Below are 12,178 nucleotides of genomic sequence, written 5' to 3'. Positions count from 1 at the left end.
CGTCCCAAGACCAGATTGCCCTTTGCCGCACCCGCAATATCTGTTGCCACATCTTTGTTAACCTCTCGCGCTAGAAGCCAAGTGTGCGCGATGCGACCGGATCTGCCAAGGCACTCGCTGACCCAACGAAACATTTGACGCCCCCTGTGATCCCGCTACCGTCGTCATATATAAACAAGGTGAAGACCATGTATCCGACATACGCCCGCTCTGAACGCATTGCCGATGGCACAATGCATGCGGTCGGTGTTCTTGGCGCTATCATGGGTGCCGTCGTTTTGATTGTCTGGTCGTCAGGGCAGGCGACGGCAAGCCAGATCGCCGCAATTTCGATCTATGGTGCGACGCTGATCGCGACCTTCGTGGCGTCGGCCTTCTACCACATGACCCCATGGGAAAGCGTACGGCCGATCCTGCGCCGCTTTGACCACGCCGCGATCTATCTCAAGATTGCGGGCACCTACACACCTTTGGTCGTGCTGATCGGCAGCGGCTTTGCCTATGCGGTTCTTGCCATCGTCTGGGGGCTTGCGGTGATCGGGATGGTGCTCAAGCTGTTTTTCTGGCGCGCACCGGGGCGGTTCGGACCGGCGCTTTATCTGATCATGGGGTGGCTCAGCCTTGCGCTGATCTGGTCGCTTTGGCCGATTGTTCCGGTTTCAGCGATGATGCTGATCGCCATTGGCGGGCTGCTTTATACAGTTGGCGTGCCCTTTTACGCCAGTGAAACGATGAAGTTCTCGATCGCGATCTGGCACGGGTTTGTCGTTGCCGCGTCTGCCTGTTTCTTTGCAGCCATCGCAATCGCCACTGGGGCTATGGTGTAAGCTGCCAATTTCCCGCCGATTACGACAGGCGCCGATTGCACCCATCCCAACGCAGGGCTAGGATCGTGTCATGTTTACAATCGAACACGACTATGACGCCACCGTTGTCACCTTGGTCGACGAAGGCAAGGCCCCTCTCAGGGAAGATGTGATCGTCAACGCCTTTGATGATTGCGTGACGATCAACCAATATGATCCGCGCAAGGACGAGGTAGTGCAGATTACGCTTTCACTCACGCAGCTGCGTGATCTTGAGGCGGCCCTGGATTTGCCGGAAGGTATCTATCAATTGCGCAAGGCCTGAGCGTGGGGCACCTGCAGGAGCCTCCGGCGGAGGTATTTTTGAACATAAGAAGACAGGGCCGGGGATGACGACAGGTTTCTTCTGGGACGAGCGGTGTTTCTGGCACGGTGGCGGTAATTACGCAGGCATGTTGCCTGTCGGGGGGCTGGTGCAACCGCTTCAGGGTGGCTTGCCGGAAAGCCCTGAAACAAAACGTCGGCTCAGGAACCTGATCGAGGTGACGGGACTGGCCGCAGAACTCGCGATGCTAGGTGCCGCACCCGCAACGCGCGAAGACTTGCTGCGTGTGCATCCAGCGCATTATCTTGACGAATTCAAAGCGCTTTCGGATGCCGGCGGCGGCGAATTGGGGCGCCGCACACCCTTTGGCCCCGGTGGGTACGACCTCGCGGCGCAGTCCGCCGGACTGGCAAAGGCGGCTCTGGCCGCCGTGCTGCAGGGCGATGTCGCCAACGCCTATGCCCTGTCCCGCCCGCCCGGTCACCATTGCCTTCCGGATTACCCCAACGGGTTCTGCCTGCTCAACAACATCGGCATCGCGATCGAGGCGGCCAGGGCCGCTGGTCTGGCCCGGCGTTTCGCCGTGCTCGACTGGGATGTGCATCACGGCAATGGAACCGAGGCGGTATTCTACGACCGCGCCGATGTGCTGACAGTTTCGCTGCACCAAGAGCGCAATTACCCCGTGGATACAGGCGCTTTTGCCGATCGCGGCACCGGCGCAGGCACCGGATTCAACCTTAATATTCCGCTGCCCCCCGGCACCGGTCACCGCGGCTATCTGGCTGCGATGGAACGTCTAGCACTGCCCGCGATCCGCGATTTCGCACCCGATGTGCTGATCATCGCCTGTGGTTTCGATGCCGCCGCCAACGACCCTTTGGGGCGGATGCTGGCCACGGCCGAAACCTTTACCATGATGACCCGGCAGGTGATGGCACTGGCGCGGGATGTCTGTGACGGCAAATTTCTGATGGTGCACGAAGGCGGGTATTCGGAAACCTACGTCCCCTTTTGCGGGCACAATGTGCTGCAGGAAATGGCGGGCAGCGCAATTACCGCCCCCGACCCTTTTGCCGAGGTGTTCCCGCTACGCCAGCCTGATGCGCGGTTTGATGCGTTCGTCAATGCATGGCTGTCGGATATGGAAGCCGCACTCTGATCCGGTTGTCTTTGCCCCTACCTGCACATATCTGCCAAGAAACCACGTTAGGATCATCCATGCCCACGCCAAATCCCGCAGCGCTCGACTTTCTGCTGACACGCCGGTCGCGGCCAGCCAAGACGCTGACGGCACCGGTGCCGGACCGCGTGACGCTGGAAACATTGTTGACCGCCGCCGCCCGCACGCCCGACCACGGCAAGCTGGAGCCCTGGCGGTTTATTGTCCTGAGCAAACCAGCCTTGCAACGACTGGCCGGCATGATCCCTGCGAGAGGTGCCGCCTTGGGGATCGATCCCGACAAACGCGGCAAGGCACAGGATCAATTCGCAAACGCCGATCTGGCCGTTGCCGTCATCAGCAGCCCGAAACCGTCTGACAAGATCCCGCAAATCGAACAGGTCTATTCTGCGGGTGCCGTTTGTCTGGCGCTGCTCAATGCAGCACTTGCCGCCGGTTGGGGTGCCAACTGGCTGTCAGGCTGGGCAAGCCACGACCGGACCTTTGTGACCGAGGGACTGGACCTTGCAGACCATGAAACCGTCGCGGGGTTCATCCATCTGGGCACAGAGACAAGCGCACCACCCGAACGCCCCCGCCCTGATCTGGACGCCATCACGACATGGGCCGAGAGATGATCCTTGCATCGTTTTTCAAAGCCATCGCGCAACTGCCCGACCCGCGGTTTCGCAGTGTCTTGTGGCGCGGCATCGGTCTGACGATTGCCTTGCTGATAGGGCTTTATGCGGGGCTTCTGTGGCTGATCGAGTGGCTGACGGAAGAACCCATCACCCTGCCCGGCGTCGGCGAAGTAACATGGGTGGGCGATCTTTTGGGGTGGGGTTCGCTGGGCCTGATCATTGTGATGTCGATCTTTCTGATGGTGCCGGTCGCCTCGGCGATCACATCCATCTTTCTGGACGAAGTGGCACAGGCGGTCGAGGACAAACACTTTTCCAGCCTGCCGGATGTGCCGCATGTCAGCTTCTGGGACGGGTTGCGCGATACGGTGAACTTTCTGGCTGTGCTGATTGCGGCAAATATCTTTGCCTTCGTTCTTTATGCAATCTTCCCGTTCGCCGCGATCTTCATCTTCTACGCGCTCAACGGATTCCTGCTGGGACAGGAATATTTCCAACTGGCGGCAATGCGCCGGATCGGGCGGGCCCGCGCCAAGGAACTGCGCAAGCAACATCAGTTAAAAATCTGGCTTGCAGGATGCCTGATGGCTGTCCCGCTTTCATTTCCGCTGGTTAATCTTGTGATCCCGATTTTGGGTGCCGCGACCTTTACCCATCTTTTTCACGCGGTCAGTCGCGACTGACCTCCGGCGTCGACATCCTGTCAAACCAGTCAAAGTCGCGCACCGAGATAGCCCCCGTCAGGATCGTGCCGGCAACGATCACCCAGATCGGCAGCGCCCAAAGTGTCGTTACCTTGGCTTTCCGTTTAATATCGAAATTCGCGGGTGAAGACGCATGTGTGCCGGGTACAATTTCACCGGCCTCGCCTTGGGTGACCAAGCGCAAGGGCAGTACGATGAAGAAGACGACTGTCCAGATGACAGCAAAGAGGACGAGACCGGAGACGGGACCCAAAACAATATTCCTTATCCAAAGCGGTTAAGGTTCAGATACGCCGATTGCGCGTCAGAACAAGGGGCTAGGCCTGCTCTAATTCTATCAGACAGCCGTTGAAGTCCTTGGGGTGCAGGAAAAGCACTGGCTTGCCGTGGGCGCCGATCTTGGGTTCGCCCTTGCCCAGCACGCGCGCGCCTTCAGTCAGCAAATGATCACGGGCGGCAAGAATATCATCCACCTCATAGCAGATATGGTGGATGCCCCCTGACGGGTTCTTATCAAGAAATCCCTGAATCGGAGAGTCCTCGCCCAACGGATAAAGCAGTTCGATCTTGGTATTGGGCAGGTTGATGAAAACGACCTTCACGCCGTGATCCGGTTCAGCCTGCGGCGGGCCCACATCGGCGCCCAGCATTGTGCGGTATTGCGCGCTCGCCGCTTCCAGATCGGGAACAGCAATCGCAACATGGTTCAGACGGCCAATCATCAGCATTTCTCCTCTTTTTGTACTTTATGACGTTTGCGCATGGCGGGCGCAACGAACGATGCTGTTAACGGCCTCTTCACCTTGCGGTGCTTTCAATAAGGTTGCTGGAACAAAGGGACGAATCACAATGGAAACGCTCGACGATCTGTTATTCACCCGTGCCCCCACCGCACGCCGCCCGCTGCTGGGCCTGACCGTACTGGTCGTCGAGGACAGCCGCTTCGCAAGCGAGGCCGTCAGACTGATGTGCCTGCGATCGGGCGCGCGGATCAGGCGGGCCGACAGTCTGTCAAATGCGCGGCGGCATCTGGCGATCTACCGTCCAACCGTTCTTTTGGTGGATGTGGGGTTGCCTGACGGATCGGGGCTTTCACTCATCCGCACCGCCACGGACGCCGCACCCCGGATCAAGGTCGTGCTGGGGATGAGCGGCGAAGACCACAGCGCACAGGTTCTGGCGGCCGGTGCGGACGGTTTCATCGCCAAGCCGGTGCAAAGCCTGATGGCGTTTCAATCCGCCATTCTCGCGCATCTGCCCGTGGACCGGCAGCCCCCCTCGCCACGCGCCACCCATGATGAAACGATCCGTCCCGATCCCATCGCCTACCGCGATGATCTGAACCATATTGCGCAGGTCCTTGACGACCCCAACGACGACGGGGCGCTCGATTACGTTACGCAATTTCTGGGCGGCGTCGCAAAAAGCGCGCAGGACCATGACCTCGATGCCGCGGTCACACATCTGGCCACGCTGCGGCGTGCAGGCCGCAACCCGGATGCAGGCGTCATTGCACTGTCGCAGTTGGTGCAGACACGTCTTGCCGCGGGTGGGCCGCTTTAGCTTTCGAGTGGCAGGACGCGCAGGCGCAATTCGCGCAACTGTTCGTTCTGCGGCTCGCTTGGGGCATCCATCATCAGATCTTCGGCGCGCTGGTTCATCGGGAACATGATGACCTCGCGGATATTCGCCTCATCCGCCAGCAACATCACGATCCGGTCGATCCCCGCCGCACAGCCCCCGTGGGGTGGTGCGCCGTACTGGAACGCGTTGACCATGCCGCCAAAGCGTTTTTCGACCTCGTCCTTGCCATAACCGGCCAGTTCAAACGCCTTGAACATGATTTCGGGCCTGTGGTTCCGGATCGCGCCCGATACCAGCTCGTACCCGTTGCAGGACAGGTCATACTGATATCCCAGCACATCCAAAGGATCGCCTTCCAGCGCCTCCATACCGCCTTGCGGCATCGAAAACGGGTTGTGTTCAAAATCGATCTTGCCTGTCTCGTCATCCTTTTCATAAATCGGAAAGTCCACGATCCATGCAAAGGCAAAGCGGTTCAGGTCCGTCAGGCCCAATTCGTCACCGATCACGGTGCGCGCCTTGCCGGCAACACCTTCGAAGGCGGACGGTTTGCCCCCGAGGAAGAATGCGGCGTCGCCCAGACCAAGGCCCAGTTGCACCCGGATTGCCTCGGTCCGTTCCGGCCCGATGTTTTTGGCCAAAGGTCCGGCGGCTTCCATGCCACCGTGAACTTCACCGGACTTCATCTTGGCCTGCGCCTCTTTCACCGAAATACCCAAGTCTTGCGCGACCGCATCCGCAGTCTTTTCGCGCCAGAAGATATAGCCCATGCCGGGCAGCCCCTCTTTCTGGGCAAAGGCATTCATCCGGTCGCAGAACTTGCGGCCGACAGGTTCGCCACCCTTGCGGCGCGGCGCGGGAATAGCGCGAACCTCGGTGCCGTCCTGCTCCAGCAATTTGGCGAAAATCGCAAAGCCGGAACCGCGGAAATGGTCTGATACATCCTGCATCTTGATCGGGTTGCGCAGGTCGGGCTTGTCGGTGCCGTACCACAGGGCCGCATCGCGATACGAAATCTGCGGCCAGACCTTGTCGACGTTGCGCCCGCCGCCGAAGTCTTCGAAAATTCCCGTCAGCACCGGCTGGATCGTATCAAAGACATCCTGCTGTTCGACAAAGGACATCTCGAGGTCAAGCTGGTAGAAATCCGTGGGCGACCGGTCGGCACGCGGGTCTTCATCGCGGAAACACGGCGCGATCTGGAAATACTTGTCATAGCCCGACACCATGATCAGCTGTTTGAATTGCTGCGGGGCTTGCGGCAGCGCATAGAATTTGCCGGGGTGCAGGCGCGACGGCACCAGAAAATCGCGCGCGCCTTCGGGCGAAGATGCGGTAATGATCGGCGTCTGGTATTCGCGAAAGCCAATGTCCCACATCCGGCGGCGCATTGATGCCACGACATCGGACCGCAGCTTCATGTTGTTCTGCATCGCCTCGCGGCGCAGGTCCAGATAACGGTACTTCAGGCGGGTTTCCTCGGGGTATTCCTGATCGCCAAACACCATCAAGGGCAGCTCTTTTGACGCTCCCAACACTTCGATAGCGCGGATGAATACCTCGACTTCGCCGGTCGGCAGTTTGGCGTTGACCAATTCGGGATCACGCGCCTTCACTTCGCCGTCAATGCGAATACACCACTCGGAACGCACTTTTTCCACATCGGCAAAAGCGGCTGAATCAGGATCGCAAAGCACCTGCGTGATGCCATAATGATCGCGCAAGTCGATAAACAGGATGCCACCATGGTCGCGTACCCGATTGACCCACCCCGACAGACGCACGGTTTCACCGACATTTGCGGCGGTCAGTTCGGCACAGGTGTGGCTGCGGTAGGCGTGCATGGGTCAATTCCTCAAGGCGATTTATCGGCCCGATACACATCTTTGCTTGTGTGAAGTCAACCGCGTTTCAGAACAAACCGGCAGGCCGGTGCCCCCATCGCACAACAGGTCTGCTCTTCACAGCGCAGACGCGGATCAACCAGCGTGCCGAAAAGTACCTCGAACACCGCGCGGTGCCAGTGACACAGCGGCACATCGCTGACCTCGCCGAGTACAATCGGATTGTCCGCAATTTCAAACGTCAGCGGGCCTGCCAGATGAAACGTGCCAGAGCCCGCAAAAGTCCAGGCGTGCCTGGCAATGGCCTTTGACAACAGCCGCCCTGCCAGTCCGGCAGGCAACATTTGCAACACAAGCTGCGCCGCCTGCGGGATACGACGCGCCAGAATATACTGCGCCGTCCGCTCTCCTGCCGCCCAGGCCAGTGAAGGCGCCATTTCCGGTTCGATCGCGCGCAATGCCTGATGCACCCGCGCGGCAGGGCCTTCTGGGATCATCCCTTCATCATTGGGCGCTTCAAAGATACCCGCCGCCGCCATCACGCGGTCGCGAAAATCGGTGCCGCCTGCCCGTTCCAGAACCGGCAGCAGTTGCAGGATCGTATTCGGCCCGATCAGTCCGGTTGCCTGATTTGCATCCCTAGGCGTCCTCCATTTGGTCGGACCCGCCACCGCAGGCCTTTACCTGTGTGCCATTAGGCATCTTGAAATCGGCTTTGCGTGCCAGCGCGCGTTCCTTGCCCTGCGTCCTCACAGCCGCACGCCGCTCGGCGGCGCGGGCTGCCTTGTCTGCGCTGGCTTCCCAATCATCCATCTGCGCCTCGGCGATGGTGCGGGTTTCGTCGAACTTGAAATCAAGGTTGTTCTTGGATTGCGGGCCGGTGTACCCGACCTTGCCCAGATCATAGAAGGTCCGCGCAAATCCCGCCTTCATGAAAGCCTTGAGGCATCCCAGCAGATAGCGCCGCCGGAACCCCGTTCCGCGCCACGGATAATGAAACAGCGCCTTGCGCATATAAAACCGGCGGTAATTGTTCATCACACCATCCAGCAATTCGCCCCGCGTCATCGCGGCGGGTTTCATGATAGGGGTCACAAAATTGTACCGGCTGAAGTCGAACACCTCGACCTTGTCCTTCAATTCCTGAAACAGCGGCGTGAAAGGCCAAGGCGTATACATCGCCCAGTTCGCCAGATCGGGCTGCCAGTCCCACGCCATCTTGTAAGTCTCGTTCAGGGTCTCGGGCGTTTCATTGTCCAGCCCGACGATAAACTGCGCCTCGACCAGAATATCGGCCTCGCGCAGCAGGCGAATGGCCTCCTTGTTTTCTTCAACCTTGGTTTCCTTGTTGAACTGGTCCAGCTTCATCTGCGCGGCGGCCTCGGTCCCCAGGCTGACGTGAACCAACCCGGCCTTGCGGTAGAATTTGAGCAAGTCGCGATCGCGGTAGATATCCGTGACCCGCGTGTTGATCCCCCATTTTATCTTGTCCGGCAAACCACGGGCAATCAGCTCTTCACAGAACTGGATGAATTTCTTGCGGTTGATGGTGGGTTCCTCATCGGCAAGGATAAAGAAACCGACCTGTTGTTCATTCACCAGACGTTCAATTTCGTCGACCACCTTTTTGGGGTCGCGCACACGGTAATCACGCCAGAATTTCCACTGGCTACAGAACGAACAGGTAAAGGGGCAACCGCGCGCCATGTTGGGGATTGCGACGCGCGTGTTCAGCGGAATGTAGATGTATTTCTCCCATTCCAGAATAGTCCAGTCCGGGTCGATCCCGTCCAGATCCTTGACCGTGCTGGCGGCGGGGGTCGCGACTATTTCTTCGCCATCAATAAAAGCAAGGCCCTTGATCTGCCGTTTCTCCGCAGGCCAACGGCCATCACGGACCGCGCACATCAGCTCGGTCACGATCTCTTCGCCTTCACCACGCACGATGACATCCACCCAAGGGGCCTCGGACAGAACCTGTTTATACATGAATGTCGCATGGACCCCGCCCATCACCCGCAGGGCGTCGGGGACTTGTTCCTGCGCGATCCGCAGCACCTCTTCGGCCTTGTAGATCGATGGGGTAATCGCCGTCACACCCACCACATCGGGCTGCAACGCACTGATTTTTTCAGCCAGATCATCATCCGACAGATCATTCGTCATTGCATCGATGAAATGAATATCCTCAAACCCGACACGCCGCAAAGAGCCCGTCAGATAAGCAACCCAGGCCGGCGGCCAACTGCCTGCAATTTCGGCCCCGCCCGAGCGGTAATTTGGATGAACGAACAGAATGCGCATGGGCGACTCCCTTATGTGTCTAATTTAATTTACACACATGGGTGTCAGATTTTGTTGACACAGATCAAATCCGCCGCTGTCGACCACCAAGCCCATCAATTCCCGGACAAAGGTGAACTCCCTCTTGCACCCGGACGCACCATCCCTATAACCCACGAGGATTTGCATATTCTGGGGGCCTATCATGCCAAAACGTACCGACATAAAGTCGATCATGATCATCGGCGCGGGGCCCATTATTATCGGCCAAGCCTGCGAGTTCGACTACTCCGGCGCGCAAGCCTGCAAGGCGCTGCGCGAAGAGGGTTACCGCGTTATTCTCGTCAACTCCAACCCCGCGACCATCATGACCGATCCGGGGCTGGCGGACGCCACCTATATCGAACCGATCACACCCGAAATCGTCGCCAAGATCATCGAGAAAGAGCGCCCCGATGCGCTGCTTCCCACGATGGGCGGGCAGACCGGATTGAACACATCGCTGGCCCTTGCCGACATGGGGGTGCTGGAAAAATACGGCGTCGAAATGATCGGGGCCAAGCGCGAAGCCATTGAAATGGCAGAAGATCGCAAGCTGTTCCGCGAAGCCATGGACCGTTTGGGCATCGAAAACCCAAAGGCCACGATCATCACCGCCCCCGAAGTGGACGGCAAGCGCGACATCAAAGCGGGCCTGCAGATGGCCATCGAGGCCATCGAATATGTCGGCCTGCCCGCCATCATCCGCCCCGCGTTCACCTTGGGCGGCACCGGCGGCGGCGTCGCTTACAATCGCGAAGAGTACGAATACTACTGCCGCACCGGAATGGAGGCGTCACCCGTCGGTCAAATCCTTGTCGATGAATCGCTTCTGGGCTGGAAAGAATTCGAAATGGAGGTGGTGCGCGACAAGGCCGATAACGCCATCATCGTCTGCGCCATCGAAAACGTGGACCCCATGGGCGTGCACACCGGCGATTCGATCACTGTCGCACCCGCACTGACCCTGACGGACAAGGAATACCAGATCATGCGGACCCACAGCATTAATGTGCTGCGCGAAATCGGGGTCGAAACGGGCGGGTCCAACGTGCAATGGGCCGTGAACCCCGAGGACGGGCGCATGGTCGTGATCGAAATGAACCCGCGCGTGTCGCGCTCATCGGCGCTGGCATCCAAAGCAACGGGTTTCCCCATTGCCAAGATCGCGGCGAAACTGGCAGTAGGCTATACGCTGGATGAATTGGACAACGACATCACCGGCGTCACTCCGGCCTCTTTCGAGCCGACGATCGACTATGTCGTCACCAAAATTCCGCGCTTTGCCTTTGAGAAATTTCCGGGCTCCGAACCGCATCTGACAACGGCGATGAAATCCGTAGGCGAGGCGATGGCCATCGGTCGCACCTTCCACGAGTCCATGCAAAAGGCACTGGCGTCGATGGAAACCGGCCTTACCGGATTTGACGACATCGACATCCCCGGCGCGCCCGATGCCGCCGCCATCACCAAGGCGCTGGCGAAACAGACGCCCGACCGTATCCGCGTCATCGCCCAGGCGATGCGGCACGGCCTGTCGGACGACGACATCTTTGCCGTGACGAAGTTCGATCCATGGTTCCTTGCCCGTATCCGCGAAATCATCGAAGAAGAAGCCAACATCATCAAAAATGGCCTGCCCCTGACAGAACACGGACTGCGTGCGGTCAAGATGCTTGGCTTTACCGACGCACGCCTTGCCAAATTGACAGGCCGCGCCGAAGATCAGGTGCGGCGCGCGCGCCACAACCTCGGCGTCAACGCCGTGTTCAAACGGATCGACACCTGCGCCGCCGAATTCGAGGCGCAAACACCCTACATGTACTCCACCTACGAATCCCCCGTCATGGGCGAGGCGGAATGTGAGGCGCGGCCCTCGGACCGTAAAAAAGTGGTCATCCTCGGCGGCGGCCCCAACCGCATCGGACAAGGGATCGAGTTCGATTACTGCTGTTGTCACGCCTGTTTCGCCCTGACCGATCAGGGCTACGAAACCATCATGATCAACTGCAACCCCGAAACGGTTTCAACCGATTACGACACCTCCGACCGGCTCTATTTCGAACCGCTGACGTTCGAGCATGTCATGGAAATCCTTCGGGTCGAACTGGAGAACGGCACCCTGCACGGTGTGATCGTGCAATTCGGCGGGCAGACCCCGCTCAAACTGGCCAACGCGCTGCATGATGCAGGCATCCCGATCCTCGGCACCACGCCGGACGCCATCGACCTTGCCGAAGACCGCGAGCGGTTCCAGCAGCTTGTGCAGAAACTGGGCCTGAAACAGCCGCACAACGGCATCGCATCGACCGATCAGGAAGCCTTTGAAATCGCCAAGGATATCGGCTTCCCGCTGGTGATCCGCCCGTCTTACGTCCTCGGCGGGCGCGCTATGGAAATCGTACGCGATCAGGCACAGCTGGAACGCTATATCTCTGACGCCGTGGTTGTTTCGGGCGACAGTCCCGTTCTGCTCGACAGCTACCTTTCGGGTGCGGTCGAAGTCGATGTCGACTGCCTGTCCGACGGCAACACCACCCATGTTGCAGGCATCATGCAGCACATCGAAGAGGCCGGGGTGCACTCTGGCGACAGCGCTTGTTCGCTGCCCCCCTACTCGTTGTCCGACGCCATGATCGCCGAGATTCGCATCCAGACCGAGGCGCTGGCCAAGGCGCTCAACGTCGTGGGCCTGATGAACATCCAATTCGCCGTGAAGGACGAAACCGTCTACCTGATCGAGGTAAACCCCCGCGCATCCCGCACCGTGCCTTTTGTTGCGAAAGCCAC

At 59.2% G+C, this 12,178-nt stretch carries 12 protein-coding genes; 7 read left to right on the top strand and 5 right to left on the bottom strand.

The features are described from left to right. The first annotated feature begins 188 nt into the window (after positions 1 to 188). The 5 genes from trhA to R6T97_RS10340 all read left to right on the top strand — a co-directional run bounded on the left by trhA (position 189) and on the right by R6T97_RS10340 (position 3,617). Entirely contained in the window at positions 189 to 827 is a 639-nt protein-coding gene (gene trhA, locus R6T97_RS10360) for a PAQR family membrane homeostasis protein TrhA (protein ID WP_410349219.1), read from the top strand. A gap of 70 nt (positions 828 to 897) precedes the next feature. Then, positions 898 to 1,131, top strand: coding sequence for a hypothetical protein (locus R6T97_RS10355; protein WP_410349218.1), 234 nt, complete (start codon positions 898 to 900; stop codon positions 1,129 to 1,131). 64 nt (positions 1,132 to 1,195) lie between these two features. Continuing rightward, on the top strand, positions 1,196 to 2,293 hold the full coding sequence (locus tag R6T97_RS10350) for a class II histone deacetylase (RefSeq protein ID WP_410349217.1): 1,098 nt from the start codon (positions 1,196 to 1,198) through the stop codon (positions 2,291 to 2,293). Between the two features lie 59 nt (positions 2,294 to 2,352). Further along, positions 2,353 to 2,931 (top strand): nitroreductase, encoded by a 579-nt coding sequence (locus R6T97_RS10345; protein ID WP_410349216.1) that lies wholly within the window; start codon positions 2,353 to 2,355, stop codon positions 2,929 to 2,931. Further along, on the top strand, positions 2,928 to 3,617 hold the full coding sequence (locus R6T97_RS10340; RefSeq protein ID WP_410349215.1) for an EI24 domain-containing protein: 690 nt from the start codon (positions 2,928 to 2,930) through the stop codon (positions 3,615 to 3,617). The genes R6T97_RS10345 and R6T97_RS10340 overlap by 4 nt, the downstream gene beginning before the upstream one ends. Here the strand turns inward: R6T97_RS10340 and R6T97_RS10335 are convergent. After that, complete coding sequence (locus R6T97_RS10335; protein ID WP_410349214.1) at positions 3,604 to 3,891, bottom strand: DUF1467 family protein; 288 nt, start codon at positions 3,889 to 3,891, stop codon at positions 3,604 to 3,606. The genes R6T97_RS10340 and R6T97_RS10335 overlap by 14 nt on opposite strands. A 64-nt stretch (positions 3,892 to 3,955) precedes the next feature. Further along, positions 3,956 to 4,360, bottom strand: a complete 405-nt coding sequence (gene mce, locus R6T97_RS10330) for a methylmalonyl-CoA epimerase (RefSeq protein ID WP_410349213.1) — start codon at positions 4,358 to 4,360, stop codon at positions 3,956 to 3,958. Between the two features lie 127 nt (positions 4,361 to 4,487). On the opposite strand from mce, the gene R6T97_RS10325 reads away from it, so the two are divergent. Next, positions 4,488 to 5,201 carry a response regulator gene (locus tag R6T97_RS10325; RefSeq protein WP_410349212.1) on the top strand — a complete coding sequence of 238 codons (714 nt, stop codon included), beginning with the start codon at positions 4,488 to 4,490 and terminating at the stop codon, positions 5,199 to 5,201. On the opposite strand, the gene aspS is transcribed toward R6T97_RS10325, so the two are convergent. The 3 genes from aspS to bchE are packed head-to-tail and all read right to left on the bottom strand — an operon-like array spanning position 5,198 to position 9,370. After that, positions 5,198 to 7,066, bottom strand: a complete 1,869-nt coding sequence (gene aspS / locus R6T97_RS10320; protein WP_410349211.1) for an aspartate--tRNA ligase — start codon at positions 7,064 to 7,066, stop codon at positions 5,198 to 5,200. The genes R6T97_RS10325 and aspS overlap by 4 nt on opposite strands. A gap of 56 nt (positions 7,067 to 7,122) precedes the next feature. Then, a complete protein-coding gene (gene bchJ / locus R6T97_RS10315) occupies positions 7,123 to 7,737 on the bottom strand; it encodes a bacteriochlorophyll 4-vinyl reductase (RefSeq protein ID WP_410349210.1) in 615 nt (204 codons plus the stop codon). Further along, positions 7,706 to 9,370, bottom strand: coding sequence for a magnesium-protoporphyrin IX monomethyl ester anaerobic oxidative cyclase (bchE, locus tag R6T97_RS10310; RefSeq protein WP_410349209.1), 1,665 nt, complete (start codon positions 9,368 to 9,370; stop codon positions 7,706 to 7,708). Before bchE ends, bchJ begins: the two co-directional genes overlap by 32 nt. A gap of 184 nt (positions 9,371 to 9,554) precedes the next feature. Between bchE and carB the strand changes: the two genes are divergently transcribed. Beyond that, the coding region (carB, locus tag R6T97_RS10305; RefSeq protein WP_410349208.1) for a carbamoyl-phosphate synthase large subunit at positions 9,555 to 12,178 on the top strand (2,624 nt) is incomplete at its 3' end.

It is taken from the genome of Yoonia sp. (genome assembly GCF_046498525.1).
Lineage (GTDB): Bacteria > Pseudomonadota > Alphaproteobacteria > Rhodobacterales > Rhodobacteraceae > Yoonia.
This window is presented reverse-complemented; position numbering and strand designations above follow the sequence as displayed.